Genomic DNA, 24,318 nt, shown 5'->3' with positions numbered 1-24,318 from the left:
GGCCGACGCCGGTCGCCGGGGCGAACTCCAGCGCGTCGTCGCCCTCGGCGTCCGTCACCCACACCACCCACTCCTCGCCCTCCACCCGGAAGGTGCGCGGCAGCCGGGCCCGTACGCCCTGCTCGGCGGCGAGCGCGCGGGCGGGGCCGGAGCGGTGGGTGATCCAGTGGACGGAGCCGCGTACGGAGACGGCGCTGCCCCGGGCCGTGTGGTCGGGCGAGGCGGAGCCGAACCAGCGGGAGGCGTTCGCCGGGAACGGCTGGAGGTCGACGCGCTGTCCACCGAGCCGGATGTCCAGCCTGCGCGGCTCGGCCCCGTCCAGGTCGTCCAGCAGCCACAGTTCACCGGCGGACGTGTACACGACGCGGGTGCCGTCGGTGGCCGCGTGCCGGGCGTAGAAGCCGTCGACGGGTGTGTGCCGCCGCAGGTCCGATCCGTCGGCGAGGGAGGAGTACAGCGCTCCGACGCCCTCGTGGTCGGACAGGAACGCGATCCGGTCCCCGACCCACAGCGGGTACTCGATGTTTCCGTCCAACTCGGCGTGCAGCCGTACGAATTCACCGGCCGGCCCGGTGCCCTCGGTGTCCTTGCCGTCCTCGGCCGCGCGGTCGATCCACAGCTTGCCCGCCGTGCCGCCCCGGTACCGCTTCCACCAGGCGGCCTCGCGGCCCATCGGCGCGGACAGCAGCACGGTGGCGGGGCCGTGGGCGACATCGCCGACCGGCCCGTACGGGAGGGTGGTGGCCGGGCCCCCGTCGAGCGGGACGGCTCGCGCCCAGCTCCGGCGGAGGCTGGCCTGACCCTGGGTGCTGAGCGCCAGGACCTGGCCGTCGGGCGTCCAGCCGCGCACCTGGGTGCGCCAACTCCCCCAGTACGTCAGGCGCTTGGCCGACCCGCCGTCGACGGGCGCGACATGCACCTCGGGAGCGCCGTCCCGCGTGGAGGTCCACGCGACGGTGGTGCCGTCCGGGGAGATCCGCGGATGGTTCACGGGCACGTTGTCCGCGCTGACCCGCCAGGCACGGCCGCCGTCCAGAGGCGCGACCCACACGTCGTCCTCGGCGGTGAAGGCGACCAGGTCGCCGTGCAGGTGCGGATACCGGAAATACGCGAGCTGAGTCACCCGGTCACTGTAAGCAGCGTTCGGACGGATTGGGAGAGGTTTGGATCATGTCCATCGCGCCGGGCCTCACTTGCCCTCGGGCAGGCACGCCGGGTCCTTCTGGCACCAGATGGTCTGGGTGACGGTGACCGTCACGGTCGGTCCCGGCCGGTCCGGGTCGGGCGACCCGGGTGTCGGGTCGGGGGCGTCGCAGTTGCCCAGCACGTCGACGTGGAACCACTCCTTGCCGCCGACCTTCGCTCTGAGGTCCCCGCGGACGCACCTGCCGTCGACCTCTTTCGTCACCTTCCCGGTGAGGGTGATGTCCCGGCCTTCCTTGTCCTCGCCCGTACAGTCGACGTTCGCGACCGTGTTGACGGACGCGGACGGCGACTTGGACTTCTTGCCGTCACCCTGCTTGCCGTCGCCCTGCCGGTCACCGTCGCCGTCGTAGGACGCCGTGCAGGTGAGCCACTGGACGTCGAGACCCTGCCGCTCCAGTTCCTTGGTGCCCAGTTGGTCCGTGGTGAACGCGACCGCGCCGGTGTTGAGCCCGCCGCCCTCGCAGGCGACCAGGCCCAGGACCGCGCCGATGCCGAGCCCGGCTCCCAGCAGGAGCCGGCGCCCGCCCGTGCGGTATGCCCTGACCCGCCTCCATGGCCCCATGCACGGCAGCCTGCCACCGCCCGCCGCACGACGGAAGACCGCGTGCGGCCCTGCTGCCGGAAGGAGTGAACGGGTGCGGAGGTCGTCAGCCGCGCAGCAGCAGCCATTCCTGCAGCTCCACCAAGTTCCCCTCGGGGTCCTTGAGATGGGCCACGCGCATCCGGTCGGTCATGGGTGCGGGGCCGTGGAGGAGCCGCGCGCCGCGCGCGGTGATCTGCTCGCAGTACGTGTCGAGATCGTCGACCCGCAGGACGACCAGCGACCGGTGCCCGTTCGCCGCGTCGGCCAGCTCCCCCAGCACCTGCGCCATCATGGCCCGGTCCTGCAGGGCGATGCCCGCGGACCCGACCGCCGGACTGAACTTCTCGTACGGCCCCTCGACCGCCCCGGACTGCGGCTTCAGCCCGAGGACATCGGCGTAGAAGCGGTAGCAGGCGGCGAAATCGGAGACGAGCAGCCTTACTTGTGCGAGTTCCACGATGCTCCCAGGGGTTGCGGGGACGGCGGTCGGGACCGGGACGGTCAGGACCAGCGTCCGGTTCTGCCCAGCAGCAGCGCCCCGGCCGCCGTACCGGCGGTCGATGTGCGCAGCACACTGGGTCCGAGTCGATACGCCCCCGCGCCCGCCTCGCCGAAGAGCGCCAGCTCCTCGGGCGACACGCCCCCCTCGGGCCCCACGACGAGCACGATCTCCCCGGCCGTCGGCAACTCGGCCGTGGCCAGTGTCTCGTCGCCGCTCTCGTGCAGTACGGCGGCGAAGTCGGCCTTCGCCAGCAGCGCCGCGACCTGCTTGCTCGTGGCCGCGTCCGCGATCTCGGGGAACCACACCCGGCGGGACTGCTTGCCCGCCTCCCGCGCGGTGGACCGCCACTTGGCGAGGGCCTTCAGCCCCCGCTCGCCCTTCCACTGCGTGATGCAGCGGGAGGCGGCCCAGGGCACGATCGCGTCGATGCCGACCTCGGTCATGGTCTCCACGGCCACTTCGCCCCGGTCACCCTTGGGCAGCGCCTGGACGACGGTGACACGGGGCTGCGCCGGGGGCTCCTCGAGGATGCGTCCCACGTCCATGACGACCAGCCGGTCCTTGCCCTCGGCGGCCTTCACCGAGCCCTCCAGCCACCGGCCCCGCCCGTCGGTGAGGATCACGTCCTCGCCGGGCCGCAGCCGCTTCACCGAGACGGCGTGCCGCCCTTCGGGGCCGTCGAGCACGATCTCCGATCCCCGGCCGTCGAACCGCTCCACCACGAACACCGGCGCGGTCATCGGCCCTCGCTCCCGGTCCGGCCGCCCTGCCCGCCGACCTGTGCGGAGGCCTGTTCGGCCTGCGCGGCGGCGATCTCGGCGGCCAGCACCTCGACCAGTTCCCCGGCCGGCAGGTCCCGGGTCATCCGGTGCCCCTGCCCGGCCCACAGCGCCATGCCCTGCGCGTCCCCGGCCTTGGCGGCGGCCTTGCGCAGCGGCGAGGTGAGGTGGTGGACCTCGGGGTAGGCGGCGGGTGCGTACGGGCCGTGCTCGCGCATGAACCGGTTGACCAGACCGCGCGCCGGGCGCCCGGAGAAGGCGCGGGTCAGCTCCGTGCGGACGAAGAGGGGATCGGTCAGCGCCTGCTTGTGCACGGCGTGCGCGCCGGACTCGGTGGTGGCGAGGAACGCCGTGCCGAGCTGGGCCGCGGTCGCGCCCGCCGTGAGGAGGGCGGCGATCTGGCCGCCGCGCATGATGCCGCCGGCCGCGACCACCGGCAGCGCCACGGCCTCGCGGACCTGGGCGACCAGGGAGAGCAGGCCGATGCCGGCGCAGTCCCGCTCGGGGTCGTCGCGGTGGGTGCCCTGGTGGCCGCCCGCCTCGACGCCCTGCACGATCACGGCGTGGGCCCCGGACCGTTCCACGGCCTGTGCCTCCTCCGCCGAGGTCGCGGTGACCAGGGTGAGCGTGCCCTTGCGGGCGAGGGACTCGATGACCTCGGGGGTCGGGCAACCGAAATGGAACGACACCGCCGGCACGGGGTTGTCGAGCAGCACCGCGAGCTTGGCCTCGTAGCCGTCGTCGCGCCCGCTGTCGGGGTCGCCCAGCTCGGCGTCGTACCAGGTGGCCTCACCGGCCAGCTGCTCCGCGTACACCTCGACGGCGGCCGGCTCGGCATACTCCGGCTGCGGCATGAAGAGGTTCACGCCGAAGGGGCGCGAGGTGAGCGCCCTGAGCGCCTTGATCTCCTGGTACATCCCGTCGGCCGTCTTGTACCCGGCGGCGAGGAACCCCAGCCCGCCCGCCTCGGACACGGCGGCGGCCAGCCGCGGCACGGACACACCGCCCGCCATCGGGGCCTGCACGATCGGCAGCGGGACGAGATCGGTCAGTGCGGAGGACATGACGGCATGTTGCCATGTCCACCGGACTTCGCCGAATCGGGGAAGGGTGCGGGCCCCGGCCCCGTAGGGGGCGCGGGGCCGTAAGGGGCGCGGGGCCGACATGTGCGGCCCCCCGCGGCGTGGGCGCGAGGGGCCACGCGTCACCCGCGCCCGGCGGACAACCGGTCAGCGCCCGTTGAACGCGTCCTTCAGCCGCGAGAACAGGCCCTGCTGCCCGGGCTGGAACTGCCCCGTGGGCCGTTCCTCCCCGCGCAGCACCGCAAGCTGCCGCAGCAGCGCCTCCTGCTCGGGATCGAGCTTCGACGGCGTCTGGACCTCGACGTGGACGATCAGATCGCCTCGGCCGCCGCCCCGCAGATGCGTGACGCCCCGCCCGTGCAACGGGATCGACTGCCCGGACTGCGTCCCGGGCCGGATGTCGACCTCCTCAAGGCCGTCCAGCGTCTCCAGCGGCACCTTCGTGCCGAGGGACGCCGCCGTCATCGGAATCGTCACCGTGCAGTGCAGATCGTCGCCGCGCCGCTGGAACGTCGAGTGCGGCAGCTCGTGGATCTCGACGTAGAGGTCACCGGCGGGACCGCCACCGGGCCCGACCTCGCCCTCGCCGGCGAGCTGGATCCGTGTGCCGTTGTCGACACCGGCCGGGATCTTGACCGTGAGCGTCCGCCGCGACCGCACCCGCCCGTCGCCCGCGCACTCGGGGCACGGGTTGGGGACGATCGTGCCGAACCCCTGGCACTGCGGGCAGGGCCGGGAGGTCATGACCTGACCGAGGAAGGACCGCGTGACCTGCGAGACCTCACCACGACCGCGACACATGTCACAGGTCTGGGCGGTGGTTCCCGGGGCCGCGCCCTCGCCGCTGCAGGTCGTGCACACGACGGCCGTGTCGACCTGGATGTCCTTCGTCGTGCCGAAGGCCGCCTCGTCGAGGTCGATCTCCAGCCGGATCATCGCGTCCTGGCCCCGGCGCGTACGCGACCGAGGACCGCGCTGCGACGCCGTACCGAAGAAGGCGTCCATGATGTCCGAGAAGTTCCCGAAGCCGCCGGCGCCGAAGCCGCCCGCGCCGCCGCCCGCCTGGGACAGCGGGTCGCCGCCGAGGTCGTAGACCTGCTTCTTCTGCGGGTCCGAGAGCACCTCGTAGGCGGCGTTGATCTCCTTGAACCGCTCCTGGGTCTTCGGATCGGGGTTGACGTCCGGGTGCAGCTCGCGCGCGAGCCTCCGGAACGCCTTCTTGATCTCGTCCTGGGAAGCGTCGCGGCGCACGCCGAGCACGGCGTAATAGTCCGTGGCCACTCAGGACTCCGCCAGGATCTGTCCGACGTACCGTGCCACCGCTCGTACCGCTCCCATCGTTCCCGGATAGTCCATGCGCGTAGGTCCGACCACGCCCAGTTTCGCTACTGCCTCGCCGCCCGAACCGTAACCGACGGAGACGACGGACGTGGAGTTGAGTCCCTCATAGGCGTTCTCATGACCGATCCGTACGGTCATGCCCGAATCCCCGGCCTCGCCAAGCAACTTGAGGAGGACGACCTGCTCCTCCAATGCTTCCAGAACGGGCCGGATGGTGAGGGGGAAGTCATGTCCGAAGCGGGTGAGATTGGCGGTACCGCCGATCATCAGCCGCTCCTCACTCTCCTCGACGAGTGCTTCCAGCAGGGTGGAGAGCACCGTCGTGACCGTGCCCCGGTCCTCGACGTCGAACGCCTCCGGCAGGTCCTCGACCAGCCTCGGCACGTCGGTGAACCGGCGGCCCGCGACCTTGCTGTTGAGCCGGGCGCGCAGATCCGCGAGTGACGTTTCTCCGAACGGCGCCGGGCAGTCGACCAGCCGCTGCTCCACCCGTCCCGTGTCCGTGATCAGCACGAGCATCAGCCGGGCGGGGGCCAGCGACAACAGCTCCACGTGCCGCACCGTCGACCGCGTGAGCGACGGATACTGCACGACGGCGACCTGCCGGGTGAGCTGCGCGAGCAGCCGTACGGTCCTGGCCACCACGTCGTCGAGATCGACGGCGCCGTCCAGGAAGTTCTGGATGGCGCGCCGCTCGGGCGGGGTCATCGGTTTGACGCCGGCCAGCTTGTCGACGAAGAGCCGGTACCCCTTGTCGGTGGGGATGCGGCCCGCGCTGGTGTGGGGCTGGGCGATGAAGCCCTCGTCCTCCAGCGCCGCCATGTCGTTGCGGACGGTCGCCGGGGAGACCCCCAGGTTGTGCCGCTCCGTGAGCGCCTTGGAACCGACCGGCTCCTCGGTGCCCACGTAGTCCTGGACGATGGCGCGCAGCACCTGGAGCCTGCGTTCACTGAGCACCGCGCACACCTCCAGCTCGCTCTCCTGTGGCTCTCCCTTGGCACTCGCCCCGGGCGAGTGCCAACACTTGCCGCCCAGTGTACGGCGGTGGGGTACGCCCCCGGCAAGGCCGGTCCAGCCATGTCGTGCCGACGTGTACCGACCTGTCCGTCGATGTCGGGCCACTTCCTACCGACTGGTACGTACGATGTCGACGCCACCCGGGCCGCCGGCCGACGGCCCCTCGGTGGCCACGGCACCGTTCGGCCTGCCCGCGGCCGACCCGAACCCTGCCCGTCGGCCTCCTCCGACACCCTCCCTCACCCGGCACGCGGGGAGCTACAGCTAGCGTCGGCGCATGACGGTGACTTGGGAAGAGTGCGGATGGCAGGGATTGACGCCCCGGGTCGGACGGTGCCGCCTTCCCGGCTGGGACTGCACGGTCGGGCTGGTGGTCGGGGACGGTTCGGCCCTCATGATCGACGCGGGTTCGAGCCTGCCGGAGGGCGCGCGGTTGCGCACCGAGGCGCGGCGACTGCTCGGGGGCGCCCGTGTGACACATCTCGCGCTCACCCACCCCCATTTCGACCACGTCTTCGGGGCGGCGGCGTTCTCCGGGGTGGAGGTCTTCGGCGCGGTGGGCGTGGACGGCGTCCTGACCCGTGACGGCGAAGCCCTCCGCGCCGACGCCGTGCACCACGGCCTCCCCCCGGCGGACGCCACCGAGGCCGCCGACCTCCTCGTACGCCCCCGCCACCACGTCTCCGGCGAGTGGACGCTCGACCTGGGCGGCGACGTCCGGGTGCTCCTGGCGAACGTGGGGCCGGGGCACACGGGCCACGACCTGGTGGTCCTGGTCCCGGGCCGGTCGGCCACCGAGGGCTCCGCGGGGTCTCCGGGGGTCGTGTTCTGCGGGGACCTGGTCGAGGAGTCCGGCGAGCCCCAGGCCGGCCCCGACGCGATCCCCTCCCGCTGGCCGGCCGCCCTGGACCGGCTCCTGGATCTGGGCGGCGAGGACGCGCTGTACGTGCCCGGCCACGGGGCGGTGGTGGACGCGGCGTTCGTGCGGGCCCAACGGGACGCGCTGGCACGGCGCTTCGGCGTGTCGGGCTGAGCACCGGGACATCCGGGCGCGGGTTCTCCTATCGTCATCCGAATGCGCCAGTACTCACCCGACCTGACCCCTCCCTGGAAGAAGCCCAAGCCGGCCCCCGAGGTCCCGGCCGACCCCGGTCTGGTCGTCGAGGAGCCCACCACCGGCTTCTGCGGCGCGGTCGTCCGCTGCGAGGCGGGCACGGTGACGCTGGAGGACCGTTTCGGCAAACACCGCGTGTTCCCGCTGGAACCCCGGGGATTCCTCCTGGAGGGCCGGGTGGTCACCCTGGTCCGCCCCTCGTCGGCGGCCCCCGTCCGCCCCTCCCGCACGGCCTCCGGCTCGGTCGCCGTCCCCGGCGCCCGCGCCCGCGTGGCCCGCGCCGGCCGCATCTACGTCGAGGGCCGCCACGACGCGGAACTCGTCGAGCGGGTCTGGGGCGACGACCTGCGCATCGAGGGCGTGGTGGTGGAGTACCTGGAGGGCGTGGACGACCTCCCCGCGATCGTCGCCGAGTTCGCCCCCGGCCCGGACGCCCGCCTCGGGGTCCTGGTCGACCACCTGGTCCCCGGCAGCAAGGAGTCCCGTATCGCCGAGTCCGTGACCAGCGATCACGCGCTCGTCGTGGGCCACCCGTACATCGACGTCTGGGAGGCCGTGAAGCCGTCGTCGGTGGGCATCACGGCGTGGCCCCGCGTGCCGCGCGGCCAGGACTGGAAGACGGGGGTGTGCCGGGCGCTGGGGTGGCCGGAGAACACCGGTGAGGTGTGGCAGCGGCGGATTCTGTCGCGGGTGCGCTCCTACCGGGACCTGGAACCCGAACTGCTGGGCCGGGTCGAGGAGTTGATCGACTTCGTCACGGCCGGCGAGGGTGCGTGACGTCGGCGGGGTGACTTCGGGGGGTGCGTGACGTCAGCGGTGCGTGACGTCGGCGGTCAGCCCGCTCCGCGCCTCGCCATCCGCTCCCGGTGTCCTTCCCGGTCGGGCTGCCCCGCGTACGACAGCGGCTGCGCCACCAGCCCGAACCACAGTTCGGGCGCCCACTGGCGCAGGGCCTTCTCGTAGGGGTTGGGGGAGTGGGGGATGCCGATGCGGTAGCGCAACCGTGGCAGGCCGGGCCGGAGTGGTTCCGTGTCACGGACGAACCCCCACAGCAGCGGGTCGTCGCGGTCGATCTCGTCCCGGGGGCACAGTTCGATGGTGGAATGGCGCGCATAGTAGATACCCACCCCGGCGAGCGAGTCCCAGGGGATCAGGGCGATCTCCTTGCCCCGGATCCACCAGAATCCCGTCGCGTCGAAGGCCATCACCCACCGGCGGGTCCGCCAACTGGAGACAACCGGGACGGCGAAGGCCACCGCGACCAGCATCAACAGCACGCCGACCCAACCGGTGCCGAGGATCCCGTCGCGGCGCAGACCACTGACCACCCCCATCACGCCGAACCCACCGGCAGTGAGCGTGATGAGACCGAGCGGCAGGAGCGACAGAAACCGCCGCAGGCCGTACCGCAATATCGCCGCGTCCGCAGCCGGCGCTCCCCCAGAGATCATGGGGCGGGACCTTAGCCGAGGGACTCCGCCCCCACCAGGGCCGCAGCGTCTCAGTCCGCCAGCCGTTCTCGGCTCGCCAGATGTTCTCGGCTCGCCAGCCGTTCTCAGTCCGCCAGACGTCTCAGCCCGCCAGCAGCCTCAGTCCACCAGGTCCCGCACCACCGCGTCCGCCAGCAACCGCCCCCGCAGCGTGAGCACCGCGCGCCCCTCCTCGTACGGTCCCGCCTCCAGCAGCCCGTCGGACAGGGCGCGTCCGGCCGCCGCCAGGCCTTCCTCCCGCAGCAAGGACAACGGGCAGCCCTCCCGGAGCCTCAGCTCCAGCAGGATCCGTTCGACCCGGCGGTCCTCGTCCGCCAGCAGCTCACGCCCGGCTCCCGGTGAGCGCCCGGCGGCCAGCGCGCCCGCGTACGCGCCCGGGTGCTTGACGTTCCACCAGCGCACGCCGCCGACGTGGCTGTGGGCGCCCGGCCCGGCGCCCCACCAGTCGGCGCCGCGCCAGTACAGCTCGTTGTGGAGGCAACGGCCGGCGGTGGAGGTGGCCCAGTTGGAGACCTCGTACCAGTCGAAGCCGGCGGCCGAGAGCATCTCCTCGGCGATCAGGTAGCGGTCGGCGTGGACGTCGTCGTCCGTCATCGGGACCTCGCCCCGCCGGATGCGCCGGGCGAGCTGCGTGCCCTCCTCGACGATCAGCGCGTACGCCGAGACGTGGTCCGGTCCGGCGCCGAGCGCGGCGTCCAGGGAGGCCCGCCAGTCGTCGTCGGACTCCCCCGGTGTGCCGTAGATCAGGTCGAGGTTGACGTGGTCGAACCCCGCCGCACGGGCCTCCGCGACACACGCCTCCGGGCGCCCCGGCGTGTGCGTACGGTCGAGGATCTTCAGGACGTGCTGCCGGGCGCTCTGCATCCCGAAGGAGAGGCGGTTGAAGCCGCCCGCGCGGAGGGTCTCCAGATAGGCAGGGTCGACCGACTCCGGGTTCGCCTCCGTCGTCACCTCCGCGTCGTCCGCGAGCCCGAACTCCTCCCGGACCGCCGCCAGCATCCGTACGAGGTCGTCGGCGGCCAGCAGCGTGGGTGTGCCGCCGCCGACGAAGACCGTACGGACGGGACGCGGGTCGTCGCCGAGGACCTTGCGGGCGAGGCGGATCTCGTCGACGACCGTGTCCGCGTAGTTGTCGCGGGAGGCGAGGACACCGCCGGTGCCGCGCAGCTCGGTCGCGGTGTAGGTGTTGAAGTCGCAGTAGCCGCAGCGGGTCGCGCAGTACGGGACGTGCAGATAGAACCCGAGGGGGCGCTCGGCCGCGCCGGCCAGGGCGTGCGCGGGCAGCGCCCCGTCGTCGGGGACGGGCTCACCGTCGGGGAGTGCGGAAGGCATGCCCTCCATTGTCCAGCACCGGCCGGCCCACGATGTCCGTCACCTTCCGTCACCTTCCATCACTCCGACGTTCGGTACTCCGCTCTCGTCATTCCGATTCCGCTACGTCACTCCGCCTGCAACACCAGCAACGCCAGATCGTCGTCCGGCGGGCCTTCCCCGAACTCGTGCACGAGTCGTCGGATCCGTTCGGCGATCAGCTGGGCGTCGAGCCCGGCACAGTCGGAGAGCACTGCGGCGAGACCGTCCCCGTCGTCGAACATGTGCGGGCCGTTGCGCCGCTCGGTGACCCCGTCGGTCACGCAGAGCAGCGTGTCCCCGCAGCGCAGCTCGAACGTCTCGGAGACGTACTCGGTGTCCTCGATCACCCCGAGCAGCGTCTGCGGTTCGGCCACGGCCCGTACGTCGCCGTCGGGGCCCAGGAGCAGCGGCAGCGGGTGCCCGGCGGAGGCCAGGGTGCAGCGGACCCCGCCCTTCACGGGGACGAGTTCGCCGTAGAGGAGGGAGAGGAAGCGTGTCTGCGGGCCCTCGGGGTCGACGAGGCCGGGGTCGCCGGCCGTGACCAGGGCGCGGGCGGCTGCGTCCGCCGCCTCGGTCGCGTCGTCGAGGAGGAGCTGGTTGAGGCGGTCGAGCACGTCGGCGACGCCGTATCCCTCGCGGGCGAGCAGCCGCAGCCAGGGCCGGGCGAGGCCGATGACCACCGCCGCCTCGGGGCCCTTGCCCTGCACGTCGCCGATCGCGAAGCCCCAGCGGCCCCGGCCCGCCGGGAACAGGTCGTAGAAGTCGCCGCTGGGCCCGCCCTTGTCGCACGGCTCGTACACGAGCGCGCTCGACACACCGGGGATCTCTGCGACCGCGCCCGGCAGCAGTCCGCGCTGCAGGACGCGGCTGATGGTGGCCTGGCGGGCGTACTGGCGGGCCGCGCCGATGGACAGCGCGATCCGTCGGCTGAGGTCCTCGACCAGCCCGGTCACCTCGTCCGGGAAGCGGAGCAGTCCGGCCCGGCCGATGACGAGCGTGCCGAGCGGCCGCCCTCCGGCGATCAGCCGGTAGGCGAGCGCGGCCCCGCCTTCACCCGCCTCGCTTCCACCCGCCTCCACCGGCCCGCCTTCGCCCGCCTCCACCGGCCCGCCTTCGCCCTCCTTCACCGGCCCGCCTCGGCCCCTTGGCGCGCCGCTCCCGGAAGCCGTTCCGGTCCCCGAAACCGATTCCGTCCCCTCATCCGTCCCCTCGGTCCCCGACCCCGTTTGCGGCCACGGCACAGGTACCGCCCGCGACCTGACCGACTCGGGCAGCCTCGGTGGGTCCTTCTCCAGGGCCCGGCGCAGTTCCTCGATGCGGTTCTCGCTGCCGTGCCAGACGCGGGCGAGCCGTGGCGCCGGGCCGAGCGAACCGTCACCGCCGCGCCAGCCCAAGCCCTCCTCCTCCAGCCACACCGCGCACCAGTCGGCCAGCCTCGGCACCAGCAGTTGTCCGGCGAGCGCGGCGACCAGATCCTCGTCCAACTGCCCGGCGAGCAGATCGGACGCCTCGGCGAGGAAGGAAAGCGCACCCCGGTTCAGCCACTCCCGGTCGTGCTCCATGCCCCGCCGGGGCACGGGGGCGACCAGATCGACCGGGCCGACGCCGAGTCCGGGGCCTGCCTCACCGGCGTAGCCGGAGTAATCGGCGTACGCCCGCGCGCCTTCGAGATCCGGCGCTTCATCAGCACCGGCGTACGCCCGCGCGTCCCAGCTCTCGCCCCCTTGAACGCCTTGGACCCCTTGGACCCCTTGGACCCTTTGGCTCCCCTGGACCTCCTCGGTCCCCTCACTCCCCGCAGCCCCCGAGCCGCCTTCGCCCCCCGCGCCCCCCTCATCGCCGCCGTACGCCTCGAACGCGCCCTCCACCGCCATCGCCCCGTCGACCGACAGCCGCGCCCAGACCGTCTTCACGCCGGTCCGGTAGGTGATCCCCCAGGCTTCGGAGAGCGCGGCGACCAGGCGCAGGCCACGGCCGTACTCGGCGGCCCCGTAAGGCCGTTCGACGAGGTAGGGGCGTTCGGCGCCCTCGTCCCGCACCGCCCTGGAGGGGTGGTGGTCAGAGACCTCGACGAGCAGCCACCCGGCGGCGGCAGGGACGTCGCGGCCGAGACGGCACAGCAGTTCGACGTCCGTGCCCGCGTGGACGACCGCGTTGGTGACCAGTTCGCTGACCACCACGAGCACGTCCTCGACGAGGCGGGCGGAGAGGGCGGCGGCACCCGGCAGGTCGAGCTCGGCCCACTCCGCGAGCGCGGCGCCGACGAAGCGCCGGGCGGCTCCCGGCGCGAGCGGACCGCTGGGAAGCGACAGGTGCGCCACCGCGCGCCGGTCGAGCCCCGCGTACGCGGGCGCGTCGTACAGGGACTCGGACCCGACGCGCGCCGGCGTATCAGAAGCGCAGGACACGATGTCCCGTTGCGTCGGAATGGCCCCCACTGAGCGGCTCCCTGAGAAAGTTCGGACGAATAGGCCTCAGGCGGCACGGCCAGAGTGACAGACTGACCACGCCCATAAGCGCCGAGTTACCGAAGTGGGCCACCATGAGTGAGAACAGTGCTACGCGGGTGCTCGAAAACGGCCAGAAAGACAGCCGAACGGACGGACTGATCCGGGCATCCGATCTCCGCGCGCTGATCGCGGCCATGACCGCCGCCCGCGACGGCAGCTTCACCAAAGTCCCGGAGGCGGGCCCCGCCCCGGTGGCGGAGCTGTGCGCCCTCTTCAACCAGATCATCGACCGCAGCACCCACTTCGGCACCGAAGTACAGCGCGTGCGGCGGGAGTTGGTCCGCCACGGCCGCCTCGACGAGCGGCTCTCCGCCAGTCCGGGCCAGGGCGCCTGGGCGACCCGTGTCGACGACGTGAACCAGACGCTCGACGCCCTGGTCGCCCCCGCCGCGAACGCCACGCGCGTGCTGGACGCGGTGGCCGGCGGCGATCTGACCCAGCGCGTCGACCTGCACGACGGCAACCGCCAACTCCGGGGCGATCTGCGGCGGTTGGGCCGCGCCGTGAACAAGATGGTCGACCAGCTGTCGCTGTTCACCGGCGAGGTGACCCGGGTCGCCCGCGAGGTCGGCACGGAGGGGCGGCTCGGCGGCCGGGCCAAGGTCCGTGGCCTGTCCGGGAGTTGGCGGGACGTGACGGAGGCGGTCAACACCATGGCCGCCCGGCTGACCGCGCAGGTACGTGACATCGCCCTGGTGACCACCTCGGTGGCGCGCGGCGACCTCACCCGCACGGTGACCGTCGAAGCGACCGGCGAGCTGCTGGAGCTGAAGCTCACCGTGAACACGATGGTGGACCAGCTCTCCGCCTTCGCGGACGAGGTGACCAGGGTCGCCCGCGAGGTCGGCACCGAGGGTCAGCTCGGTGGCCGGGCGCAGGTCCGGGGCGTCTCCGGGGTCTGGAAGGACCTCACCGACAACGTCAACTTCATGGCCTCGAACCTGACTTCACAGGTCCGCAACATCGCCCAGGTGACCACGGCCGTCGCCAACGGCGACCTGAGCCAGAAGATCACCGTCGACGCGCAGGGCGAGATCCTGGAGCTGAAGTCCACCATCAACACGATGGTCGACCAGCTCTCCGCCTTCGCCGACGAGGTCACCCGCGTCGCCCGCGAGGTCGGCACCGAGGGCAACCTCGGCGGCCGGGCCCAGGTCCGGGGCGTCTCCGGCGTCTGGAAGGACCTCACCGACAACGTCAACTTCATGGCGGACAACCTGACGTCCCAGGTCAGGAACATCGCCCTCGTCTCCACGGCCGTCGCTCAAGGCGATCTCGGCAAGAAGATCACGGTCGAGGCGAAGGGCGAGATCCTCGAACTCAAGTCGACGATCAACACGATGGTCGACCAGCTCTCCGCCTTCGCCGACGAGGTCACCCGCGTCGCCCGCGAGGTCGGCACCGAGGGCAACCTCGGCGGCCAGGCGCAGGTCCGGGGCGTCTCCGGCGTCTGGAAGGACCTCACCGACAACGTCAACTTCATGGCCCTGAACCTGACTTCACAGGTCCGCAACATCGCCCAGGTGACCACCGCCGTCGCCAACGGCGACCTCTCCAAGAAGATCACCGTCGACGCGCGCGGCGAGATCCTGGAGCTGAAGGACACCGTCAACACGATGGTGGAGCAGTTGCGTGCCTTCGCCGACGAGGTGACCAGGGTCGCCCGCGAGGTCGGGACCGACGGCGCGCTCGGCGGGCGGGCCCAGGTGCTGGGCGTGTCGGGGGTCTGGCGGGACCTCACCGACAACGTCAACTACATGGCGGACAACCTGACCTCACAGGTCAGGAACATCGCCCAGGTGACGACGGCCGTGGCGAACGGCGACCTCTCCAAGAAGATCGACGTGGACGCGCGCGGCGAGATCCTGGAGCTGAAGACCACCATCAACACGATGGTCGACACCCTCTCCTCCTTCTCCTCCGAGGTCACCCGGGTCGCCCGCGAGGTCGGTTCCGAGGGCCGGCTCGGCGGCCAGGCGAGGGTCGAGGGCGTGTACGGCACCTGGAAGCGCCTGACGACGAACGTGAACGAACTCGCGTCGAACCTGACCACCCAGGTCCGCGCGATCGCCGAGGTCGCCTCCGCCGTGGCGCAGGGCGACATGTCCCGCTCGATCACCGTGGAGACGCAGGGCGAGGTCGCCGAGCTGAAGGACAACATCAACCTGATGGTGGCCAACCTCCGCGAGACCACCCGCGCGAAGGACTGGCTGGAGTCCAACCTCGCCCGCCTCGCCGCCCTGATGCAGGGCCACCGCGACCTGATGGAGGTCGCCGACCTGATCCTGCGCGAGCTGACGCCGCTGGTGAACGCCCAGTACGGCGCCTTCTACCTGGCCGACCCCGACGAGGACGGCGCGGCCCCGCTCCCGGTGGCGCCGACCAAGGGTCTCGCCTTCATCGCGGGCTACGGCGCGGCGCAGGGCGCGACCGTCGAGACCGGCGGCCTTCCCGTACACGGCCTCGTCGCGCAGGCGGCCCGCGAGAAGAAGCGGATCCTGGTGGAGGAGGCCCCGCCGGGCTACATCAAGATCAACAGTGGCCTCGGCGAGGCCTCCCCGTCCAGCGTCGTCATCATCCCGATCCTCTTCGAGGACAAGCTCCTCGGCGTCATCGAGCTTGCCTCCTTCTCGCGCTTCTCCGATGTCCACCTGGCGTTCTTCGACCAGTTCGTGAACACCATCGGCGTCGCCATCAACACCATCATCGCCAACTCCCGTACGGAGTCCCTCCTCGGCGAGTCCCAGCGCCTCGCCATGCAGCTCCAGGAACGCTCCGACGAACTCCAGAAACAGCAGGCTGAGTTGCAGCGCTCCAACGCCGAACTGGAGGAGAAGGCCGCGCTGCTGGCCACCTCCTCGCAGTACAAGTCGGAGTTCCTGGCGAACATGTCCCATGAACTCCGGACCCCGCTGAACTCGCTCCTGATCCTGGCGCGGCTGCTATCCGACAACCCGGACGGCCATCTCACCGACCAGGAGGTGCAGTTCGCCAGCACGATCCACCGCTCCGGCTCCGACCTCCTCCAGCTGATCAACGACATCCTGGACCTGTCGAAGATCGAGGCGGGCCGGATGGACGTACGCCCGAAGCGCCTGCCGCTCATCAAGCTCCTGGACTACGTCCACGCCACGTTCCGCCCCCTCACCCTGGACCGGGGCCTGGCCTTCGAGGTCGCGGTCGGCGAGAGCGTGCCGCGTGAGATGTACTCGGACGAGCAGCGCCTCCAGCAGATCCTGCGCAACCTCCTCTCCAACGCGATCAAGTTCACCGCGTCCGGCCGGGTCGAGCTGACCGTCAACCGCGTCAAGGACCCCGACCACCCCTTCACCCGCGAGGACCACGACGAGGTCATCGCCTTCGCGGTCTCCGACACCGGTATCGGCATCGCGGCCGAGAAACTTCCGGTGATCTTCGAGGCGTTCCAGCAGGCCGACGGCACCACCAACCGCAAGTACGGCGGCACCGGCCTCGGCCTGTCCATCAGCCGCGAGATCGCCGGCCTGCTGGGCGGCCGCATCATCGCCGAGAGCGTTCCCGGCCAGGGCTCCACCTTCACCCTGTACGTCCCCGTCTTCAGCCCCGGCCACGGAGTGACGGGCCCCGCCGCCGAGGAGCCCGGCAGCCTCGTACCCGAGCAGCTGACCATCGAGCCGTACCCGGCCGCCCACGACAGCGACGACACCTGGCCCGCGCCCACCAAGCTGGAGGCGTGGAAGGCGGGACGCGCCGGTCAGGTCCTGCCCGGGCGCCGGGTACTGATCGTCGACGACGACATCCGCAACGTCTTCGCGCTCACCCATGTCCTGGGCCGCGTCGGTATGACCGTCCTGTACGCGGAGAACGGGCGCGAGGGCATCGAGACCCTGGAGCGCAACCCGGACGTCGAACTCGTCCTGATGGACATCATGATGCCGGAGATGGACGGCTACGAGACGATCTCCGCCATCCGCCGCACCCCGCGCTGGGCCGGCCTGCCCATCGTCGCCCTCACCGCCAAGGCGATGCCCGGCGACCGCGAGAAGTCCATCGCCCGCGGCGCCAACGACTACGTACCGAAGCCCGTGGACGTCGACCGACTGCTCACGGTCGTCTGCGCGGTCCTGGACCCGGAGGGCACGGCGGACCCGGCGGACACCGCGGCCCCGGCGAGCACCGCGGCCCTGGCGGACACGACACCCGAGAAACGCACCGACGAGAACGAGGCACCTTCACCATGACCACTCAGGACCGGACCGACGGACGCGCGGGCATCCTCCTCGTCGACGACATGGAGGACAACCTGATCGCCCTGGAGGCCGTCCTGGGATCCCTCAACGAGCCGCTGGTACGCGCCCGTTCGGGCGAGGAGGCCATGAAGGCCCTCCTCCGGCAACGCTTCGCCGTCGTCCTGCTGGACATCCGCATGCCCGGCATGGACGGCTTCGAGACCGCCGCCAACATCAAGCGCCTCGACCAGACCAAGGACGTCCCGATCATCTTCCTCACCGGCACCGACGCGGACGCGGGCTACACCTTCCGCGGCTACGCCACGGGCGCGGCGGACTACGTGACCAAGCCCTTCGACCCCTGGGTGCTGCGGGCGAAGGTGAGCGTCTTCCTGGACCTGCACCGCAAGACCCGGCAACTGGAGAGCGTGCTGGCGGGTCAACAGGAGCTCACGGAACAGGTCGACTCGAAACTGGCCGCCCTGCAGAAACAACTGTCTGAATCCACTCCGGACTTGCCGGAGGTCCGAATACAGCTACAAGACCTCCGAGCCCTGGTGACGAGGGACCACGGCAGCCGCCCCTGAGGGGCGCGGGGAACTGCGCGACAAGCCACGACGATCCCGCAGCCGCCAAGCAGTCCCCGCCACCCCCGCAGAAGGCGCTACGCCTCCCGGGCCCCCGCGTACATGTCCTCGATAAGGTGCTGGTACTCCTTCTCCACCACCGGCCGCTTCAACTTCAGGCTCGGCGTCAGCTCACCGTGCTCGACATCGAGATCCCGCGGCAGCAGCCGGAACTTCTTGATCGTCTGCCACTTCTGCAGGCCCTCGTTGAGCTGCCTGACGTACCCCTCGACCATCTCGACCGTGGCCGGAGCGGCGATGATCTCCTCGTACGACTTGCCCTCCAGCCCGTTCTCCGCGGCCCAGCCCCGGATGGACAGTTCGTCGAGGGCGATGAGGGTGGTGCAGAAGTTGCGGTCGGCGCCGATCACCATGACGTTGGACGTGAACGGGCACAGCGCCTTGAACTGCCCCTCGATCTCGGTCGGCGCGATGTACTTGCCACCGGACGTCTTGAACAGGTCCTTCTTGCGGTCGGTGATCCGCAGATACCCGTCGGGCGACAGCTCCCCGATGTCACCGGTGTGGAACCACCCGTCGGCCTCCAGGACCTCCGCGGTCTTCTCCGGCAGCCCGTGGTAGCCCTCCATGATGCCGGGGCCGCGCAGCAGGATCTCGCCGTCGTCCGCGATGCGCACCTCCGTGCCGGGCAGCGGCTTGCCCACCGTGCCCGTGCGGTAGGCCTCGCCCGGATTGAGGAAGGAGGCGGCGGAGGACTCGGTCAGGCCGTAGCCCTCCAGGATGGGGATGCCCGCGCCGGCGAAGAAGAAGCCGATCTCGGGCGCCAGCGCGACCGAGCCGGAGACACAGGCGCGCAGCCGACCGCCGAACGCCTCGCGCAGCTTCTTGTAGACCAGCGCGTCGGCGACCTTGTGCTTGGCCTCCAGCCCGAACGGGACGGACGCGGTGCCGGTGCGCCGGAAGTTGTCCTGGCTGACCTTGGCGTACTCGCGGGCGACCCCCGCCGCCCACTGGAAGATCTTGTACTTGGCCGGGCCGCCCGCACGCGCCTTGCCGACGACGCCGTTGTAGACCTTCTCGAAGATGCGCGGCACGGCGGCCATGTACGTCGGCTGCACGACCGGCAGATTCTCGATGATCTTGTCGACCCGGCCGTCGACGGCGGTGATGTGCCCGACCTCGATGTGTCCCGAGAGGAGCACCTTGCCCATGACGTGCGCGAGCGGCAGCCACAGGTACTGCACGTCCTCCGGTACGAGCAGACCGGTCGCGCCGATGGCCTTCGCCATGTACGCCCAGTTGTCGTGCGGCAGGCGGACACCCTTGGGGCGGCCCGTGGTGCCCGAGGTGTAGATGAGGGTGGCGAGCTGGTCCTTGGTGATCGCGCCGACCTTCTCCTTGATCAGGTCGGGCTTCTTCTCCAGGTACGCGGCGCCGCGCTTCTCCAGCTCGGCGAGGGAGAGCACCCAGTCCTCCGAGAGGTCCGCGCCCTCGGGGTCGATGACGATGACATGCGTCAGCTCGGGCAGCTCGGCCTTCTTCTCACGGGCCTTGGCGAGCTGCGCGGCGTCCTCGGCGATGAGGATCCGGCTGCCGGAGTCGGACAGGATGTACGCGGATTCCTCGGCGTTCGTCTGCGGGTAGACCGTGGTGTTGGCCGCGCCCGCGCACATGATGCCGAGGTCGCAGAGGATCCACTCGATCCTGGTGGCGGAGGACAGGGCGATGCGCTGTTCCGGCTGTACACCCAGCTCGACGAGCCCGGCCGCGATGGCGTTCACCCGTTCGGCCGCCTGCGTCCAGTTCAGCGACTTCCACTCCGAGGGACCCTGGCCGGAGGCGGGCGGCACGGGATAGCGGAAGGCCTCGGCGTCCGGCGTGGCCTCCACGCGCTCCAGGAAGAGGGCCGCCATGGACGGCGGACGGTTCTCGATCAGGGTCTGTGTGTCGCTCACGACATCCTCCGGGGCACGCGACAGTGCGGCTGGCTCATGGACTGTGCGGCTGGCTCAAAGCGGCTGTTGTTTAACTCGCGAGTAACCATCGAGTGGTGATCAGGGTAGAGCGCGGTTGGCCGGTTCGTAAGGGGCGGCGGGTAGTCACTTTCCACCGAGAACGACCCTACGAACACGCAGCGACATCCCCCGGACGACCTGCGGGCCCGTCGCGCCGAAACGCGACAGGCCCGCATCATGCCCGAGTTTCCGGGGGTAACAGCTCTCACCCCGCGGTCGTCCGGCGGTCGCCGCCGGTGGCTACTTCTTGCCCTTGCCGCCGCCGGCGCTGTCGTCGCTGGACAGGACGGCGATGAAGGCCTCCTGCGGAACCTCCACAGAGCCCACCATCTTCATCCGCTTCTTGCCTTCCTTCTGCTTCTCCAGCAGCTTCCGCTTACGGGAGATGTCACCGCCGTAGCACTTGGCGAGGACGTCCTTGCGGATGGCGCGGATGGTCTCGCGGGCGATGACGCGCGACCCGATGGCGGCCTGGATGGGCACCTCGAAGGCCTGCCGCGGGATCAGCTCGCGCAGCTTGGCGACGAGCCGCACCCCGTACGCGTACGCCGCGTCCTTGTGCGTGACCGCCGAGAAGGCGTCCACCTTGTCGCCGTGCAGCAGGATGTCGACCTTGACCAGGCTGGAACTCTGCTCACCGGTGGGCTCGTAGTCCAGCGACGCGTAGCCGCGCGTCTTCGACTTCAGCTGGTCGAAGAAGTCGAAGACGATCTCCGCGAGCGGGAGCGTGTAGCGGATCTCGACCCGGTCCTCGGAGAGGTAGTCCATGCCGAGCAGGGTGCCGCGCCGGGTCTGGCACAGCTCCATGATCGACCCGATGAACTCGGAGGGCGCGAGGATCGTGGCGCGTACGACAGGCTCGTACACGGCGTCGATCTTCCCCTCGGGGAACTCGCTCGGGTTGGTGACCGTGTGCTCGGCGCCGTCCTCCATGACCACGCGGTAGACCACGTTGGGCGCGGTGGCGATCAGATCGAGCCCGAACTCGCGCTCCAGCCGCTCGCGGATGACGTCGAGGTGGAGCAGGCCCAGGAAGCCGACGCGGAAACCGAAGCCGAGGGCGGCGGACGTCTCCGGCTCGTACACCAGTGCGGCGTCGTTGAGCTGGAGCTTGTCGAGGGCGTCGCGCAGCTCGGGGTAGTCGGAGCCGTCCAGCGGATACAGGCCCGAGAAGACCATCGGCTTCGGGTCCTTGTAGCCGCCGAGCGCCTCGGTGGCCCCCTTGTGCAGGGTGGTGATCGTGTCACCCACCTTGGACTGGCGGACGTCCTTCACACCGGTGATCAGATAGCCGACCTCACCGACACCGAGGCCGTCGGCCGCCTTCATCTCGGGGGCCGAGACGCCGATCTCCAGCAGCTCGTGGGTCGCGCCGGTGGACATCATGCGGATTCGCTCGCGCTTGTTGAGCTGACCGTCGATGACACGCACATAGGTGACGACACCGCGGTAGGAGTCGTACACCGAGTCGAAGATCATGGCGCGCGCGGGAGCGTCCTGGACGCCGACCGGGGCGGGCACCTCGGCGACGACCCGGTCCAGCAGCGCCTCGACACCCAGACCGGTCTTGGCGGAGACCCTGAGCACGTCCTCGGGGTCGCAGCCGATGAGGTTGGCGAGCTCCTCGCTGAACTTCTCCGGCTGGGCGGCCGGCAGGTCGATCTTGTTCAGTACGGGGATGATCTTGAGGTCGTTCTCCATCGCCAGGTAGAGGTTGGCGAGGGTCTGGGCCTCGATGCCCTGAGCCGCGTCGACGAGGAGGACCGTCCCCTCACAGGCCGCCAGCGACCGGGACACCTCGTACGTGAAGTCCACGTGCCCGGGGGTGTCGATCATGTTGAGGATGTGGGTCTTGCCCGGTTCCTCGGTCGGGGCCCAGGGCAGTCGGACCGCCTGGGACTTGATCGTGATGCCGCGCTCGCGCTCGATGTCCATGCGGTCGAGGTACTGAGCACGCATCTGCCGCTGATCGACCACTCCGGTCAGCTGGAGCATGCGATCGGCGAGCGTGGACTTGCCGTGGTCGATGTGCGCGATGATGCAGAAGTTGCGGATCAGAGCCGGGTCGGTTCGGCTCGGCTCGGGCACATGGCTAGGGATCGCGGGCACGCAGGGTCCTGATTCTTGAGGCGTCCGCAGCCGTCTGCGGTCTCGGGTCGGATCGGATCTAGCGGGTCTATACGTAGGCACCATGGTCCCACGGGCGGAGAGCGGCGACCGGTTTGGGCCGACCGGCGGGCTGCTGGTAGCGTGGGCGGCTGTGTCTCGTGCCCTCTCAGCAGGAGACACACCCCAAGAAAATCAAACGGTGTCCGAGCCATGCGCGGCATGTCCTGCATGACCTCCATGTCTTCGTACACCTGTAGCTGAAAAGGCTCATTCGTGGCGAACATCAAGTCCCAGATCAAGCGGAACAAGACCAACGAGAAGGCGCGCCTTCGCAACAAGGCCGTCAAGTCGTCGCTCAAGACCGCGATCCGCAAGGCCCGCGAGGCCGCTGCCGCGGGTGACACCGTGAAGGCCACCGAGTACCAGCGCGCTGCCGCGCGTCAGCTCGACAAGGCCGTCTCGAAGGGTGTCATCCACAAGAACCAGGCCGCCAACAAGAAGTCGGCGCTTGCTTCCAAGGTCGCCGCCCTCAAGGGCTGAGCTCCACCATTGATCTGATCGTCGGCTGGACCAGAGCGGGCCCTCTCTCATCCGCTCCCACCCGGCACCCCGGACCCGTACGCGGCCTGCGTTCGCCACGCGGGTATGGGTCCACCGTCTTGACCCGAGGCCCCGCCTCCGCCCCTTCCCCGGGGTGGGGGCGGGGCTTCCGGCATGGCGGCCGGCCGCACGCTCCTCAAAGCCGAGGGGAACCGTGGGGCTCCTGAGGGCTGGGGGAATCCCGTGTCTTTGAGGGGCGCGGGGAACTGCGCGACAAGCCACGACGCTCCCGCACATACCCACTCACCGCTACTCCCCCCGCTTTCCGGGGTCGAAGGGGCAGCACCCCTGGAGGATGGGACGGGTAGGGGCGTCGGGGGCGAAAACCTCACCCCCGACGAGACCGCGCCGCCCGCGCGATCGTCACGACCGCCTTCTCCAACGCGTACTCGGGATCGTCCCCCCCACCCTTCACCCCCGCATCCGCCTCAGCCACCGCCCGCAACGCCACGGCCACCCCATCCGGTGTCCACCCCCGCATCTGCTGCCGCACCCGATCGATCTTCCACGGCGGCATCCCCAGCTCCCGCGCGAGATCTCCCGGCCGCCCACCGCGCGCCGACGACAACTTCCCGATCGCCCGCACCCCCTGAGCCAACGCACTGGTGATCAGCACCGGCGCCACCCCCGTCGCCAACGACCACCTCAGCGCCTCCAGCGCCTCCGCCGCCCGCCCCTCGACGGCCCGATCGGCCACCTCGAAGCTCGACGCCTCGGCCCGCCCCGTGTAGTACCGCCCGACCACGGCTTCGTCGATCGTCCCCTCGACATCCGCGACCAACTGCGACGCCGCGGCCGCCAGCTCCCGCAGATCACTCCCGATCGCGTCGACGAGCGCCTGGCACGCCTCAGGCGTGGCGGACCGCCCGAGCGTCCGGAACTCCCCCCGCACGAACGCCAGCCGATCCGCCGGCTTCGTCATCTTGGGGCACGCCACCTCCCGCGCCCCCACCTTGCGCGCCGCGTCCAGCAACGCCTTCCCCTTGGCGCCGCCCGCGTGCAGCAGCACCAGGGTGATCTCCTCGGCGGGAGCCCCCAGATACGCCTTCACGTCCTTGACCATGTCGGCCGACAGATCCTGCGCATTGCGCACGACCACGACCTTCCGCTCCGCGAAGAGCGACGGGCTCGTCAGCTCGGCGAGCGTGCCGGGCTGCAACTGGTCCGAGGACAGGTCACGTACGTCCGTATCGGCGTCGGAGGCCCGGGCAGCGGCCACCACCTCACGCACGGCACGGTCGAGCAGCAGATCCTCCTGGCCCACGGCGAGCGTCACGGGAGCGAGGGGATCGTCATTCACACTCTTCTTGGCCATCCCGAACAGCATCCCACGGCCCACTGACAACCCGACCCGCGCGGCAGCCGCGCCCCGCAAGGGGACGTGGGGAACTACGCGAGCACCCCCACCGACCGACCCGCAGCCGACGAACGACCGGACGATTACCCGGCGGCCCCGGCGGCCCCGGCGGCCCCGGCGGCCCCGGCGGAGCGCTACGGCTCCTCCCGCCACCCCTCCCACTCCCCCACGAACTCGTCCAACGCCACCGGATCAAGCCGCCCCCGCTCGTCCCGCAGCACCAACAACCACTGCGCGTCCTCGGCGTCGTCCTCCCCGGCCAGCGCGTCCCGCACCAGCTGCGGCTCCTCGTCCAGCCCGAACCGCTCCCCGAGCGCCTCCGCCGCCTCCTCGGCCGCGTCACGATCGGGCAGTACCAGCACATGTCTCACATCGCTCACGCCTCCATTTTCCGCCACGCGCGCCCCGCTCCCGCCCCCTCACCCCGTCCCGCTGCCCTGTCTCCCCCCCCCCCCCGCCCCCCCG

Annotated in this window: 18 protein-coding genes and 1 pseudogene; 5 read left to right on the top strand and 14 right to left on the bottom strand. The window is 70.9% G+C overall.

The window, feature by feature from the left end:
* From AWZ10_RS18590 to hrcA, 7 genes and pseudogenes are all read right to left on the bottom strand, one after another.
* A pseudogene (locus AWZ10_RS18590) lies at positions 1-1,123 on the bottom strand (PD40 domain-containing protein); the annotation flags it as partial.
* A gap of 66 nt (positions 1,124-1,189) precedes the next feature.
* The gene (locus AWZ10_RS18585; protein WP_234361202.1) at positions 1,190-1,768 is read right to left on the bottom strand and encodes a hypothetical protein; all 579 of its coding nucleotides are present in this window, start codon (positions 1,766-1,768) and stop codon (positions 1,190-1,192) included.
* Between the two features lie 85 nt (positions 1,769-1,853).
* Positions 1,854-2,246 (bottom strand): VOC family protein, encoded by a 393-nt coding sequence (locus tag AWZ10_RS18580; protein ID WP_046708065.1) that lies wholly within the window; start codon positions 2,244-2,246, stop codon positions 1,854-1,856.
* 44 nt (positions 2,247-2,290) lie between these two features.
* A complete protein-coding gene (locus tag AWZ10_RS18575; RefSeq protein ID WP_046708066.1) occupies positions 2,291-3,031 on the bottom strand; it encodes a 16S rRNA (uracil(1498)-N(3))-methyltransferase in 741 nt (246 codons plus the stop codon).
* Positions 3,028-4,134, bottom strand: a complete 1,107-nt coding sequence (locus tag AWZ10_RS18570; protein WP_046708067.1) for a nitronate monooxygenase — start codon at positions 4,132-4,134, stop codon at positions 3,028-3,030. The genes AWZ10_RS18575 and AWZ10_RS18570 overlap by 4 nt, the downstream gene beginning before the upstream one ends.
* Before the next feature lie 165 nt (positions 4,135-4,299).
* Positions 4,300-5,433 carry a molecular chaperone DnaJ gene (dnaJ, locus tag AWZ10_RS18565; protein ID WP_046709387.1) on the bottom strand — a complete coding sequence of 378 codons (1,134 nt, stop codon included), beginning with the start codon at positions 5,431-5,433 and terminating at the stop codon, positions 4,300-4,302.
* Positions 5,434-6,450, bottom strand: coding sequence for a heat-inducible transcriptional repressor HrcA (gene hrcA, locus AWZ10_RS18560; RefSeq protein WP_028796968.1), 1,017 nt, complete (start codon positions 6,448-6,450; stop codon positions 5,434-5,436).
* 337 nt (positions 6,451-6,787) lie between these two features.
* Here hrcA and AWZ10_RS18555 point away from each other — a divergent pair, with 337 nt between their 5' ends.
* Both AWZ10_RS18555 and AWZ10_RS18550 read left to right on the top strand, forming a co-directional pair.
* A complete protein-coding gene (locus AWZ10_RS18555; protein WP_060891609.1) occupies positions 6,788-7,543 on the top strand; it encodes an MBL fold metallo-hydrolase in 756 nt (251 codons plus the stop codon).
* A 42-nt stretch (positions 7,544-7,585) separates the two neighbouring features.
* Positions 7,586-8,401: a DUF3097 domain-containing protein gene (locus AWZ10_RS18550; protein WP_046709385.1), complete on the top strand. Its 816-nt coding sequence runs from the start codon at positions 7,586-7,588 to the stop codon at positions 8,399-8,401.
* Between the two features lie 56 nt (positions 8,402-8,457).
* On the opposite strand, the gene AWZ10_RS18545 is transcribed toward AWZ10_RS18550, so the two are convergent.
* The 3 genes from AWZ10_RS18545 to AWZ10_RS18535 all read right to left on the bottom strand — a co-directional run bounded on the left by AWZ10_RS18545 (position 8,458) and on the right by AWZ10_RS18535 (position 12,905).
* Positions 8,458-9,075 carry a hypothetical protein gene (locus AWZ10_RS18545; protein ID WP_159015185.1) on the bottom strand — a complete coding sequence of 206 codons (618 nt, stop codon included), beginning with the start codon at positions 9,073-9,075 and terminating at the stop codon, positions 8,458-8,460.
* 138 nt (positions 9,076-9,213) lie between these two features.
* Entirely contained in the window at positions 9,214-10,446 is a 1,233-nt protein-coding gene (gene hemW / locus AWZ10_RS18540) for a radical SAM family heme chaperone HemW (RefSeq protein WP_046709389.1), read from the bottom strand.
* A 107-nt stretch (positions 10,447-10,553) separates the two neighbouring features.
* Positions 10,554-12,905 carry an ATP-binding SpoIIE family protein phosphatase gene (locus AWZ10_RS18535; RefSeq protein ID WP_060891608.1) on the bottom strand — a complete coding sequence of 784 codons (2,352 nt, stop codon included), beginning with the start codon at positions 12,903-12,905 and terminating at the stop codon, positions 10,554-10,556.
* Between the two features lie 104 nt (positions 12,906-13,009).
* On the opposite strand from AWZ10_RS18535, the gene AWZ10_RS18530 reads away from it, so the two are divergent.
* Positions 13,010-17,197 carry a HAMP domain-containing protein gene (locus AWZ10_RS18530; protein ID WP_244172517.1) on the top strand — a complete coding sequence of 1,396 codons (4,188 nt, stop codon included), beginning with the start codon at positions 13,010-13,012 and terminating at the stop codon, positions 17,195-17,197.
* Positions 17,194-17,772 (top strand): response regulator, encoded by a 579-nt coding sequence (locus tag AWZ10_RS18525; protein ID WP_046706265.1) that lies wholly within the window; start codon positions 17,194-17,196, stop codon positions 17,770-17,772. Before AWZ10_RS18530 ends, AWZ10_RS18525 begins: the two co-directional genes overlap by 4 nt.
* 77 nt (positions 17,773-17,849) lie before the next feature.
* Here AWZ10_RS18525 and AWZ10_RS18520 read toward each other — a convergent pair whose 3' ends face one another.
* Both AWZ10_RS18520 and lepA read right to left on the bottom strand, forming a co-directional pair.
* A complete protein-coding gene (locus AWZ10_RS18520; RefSeq protein ID WP_046706264.1) occupies positions 17,850-19,727 on the bottom strand; it encodes an AMP-dependent synthetase/ligase in 1,878 nt (625 codons plus the stop codon).
* A 300-nt stretch (positions 19,728-20,027) separates the two neighbouring features.
* Positions 20,028-21,896 carry a translation elongation factor 4 gene (gene lepA, locus AWZ10_RS18515; protein ID WP_046706263.1) on the bottom strand — a complete coding sequence of 623 codons (1,869 nt, stop codon included), beginning with the start codon at positions 21,894-21,896 and terminating at the stop codon, positions 20,028-20,030.
* Between the two features lie 273 nt (positions 21,897-22,169).
* Here lepA and rpsT point away from each other — a divergent pair, with 273 nt between their 5' ends.
* On the top strand, positions 22,170-22,436 hold the full coding sequence (gene rpsT / locus AWZ10_RS18510) for a 30S ribosomal protein S20 (protein ID WP_037699873.1): 267 nt from the start codon (positions 22,170-22,172) through the stop codon (positions 22,434-22,436).
* Positions 22,437-22,824: 388 nt separating this feature from the next.
* Here rpsT and holA read toward each other — a convergent pair whose 3' ends face one another.
* The gene (gene holA / locus AWZ10_RS18505) at positions 22,825-23,811 is read right to left on the bottom strand and encodes a DNA polymerase III subunit delta (RefSeq protein WP_208618519.1); all 987 of its coding nucleotides are present in this window, start codon (positions 23,809-23,811) and stop codon (positions 22,825-22,827) included.
* A 176-nt stretch (positions 23,812-23,987) separates the two neighbouring features.
* Complete coding sequence (locus AWZ10_RS18500; protein WP_037699972.1) at positions 23,988-24,233, bottom strand: hypothetical protein; 246 nt, start codon at positions 24,231-24,233, stop codon at positions 23,988-23,990.
* Positions 24,234-24,318: the final 85 nt, after the last annotated feature.

This window comes from Streptomyces europaeiscabiei, assembly GCF_001550375.1.
Classification (GTDB): Bacteria; Actinomycetota; Actinomycetes; order Streptomycetales; family Streptomycetaceae; genus Streptomyces; species Streptomyces europaeiscabiei.
The sequence above is the reverse complement of the archived record's forward strand: the minus strand, read 5'-3'. Positions and strand labels throughout refer to the sequence as shown.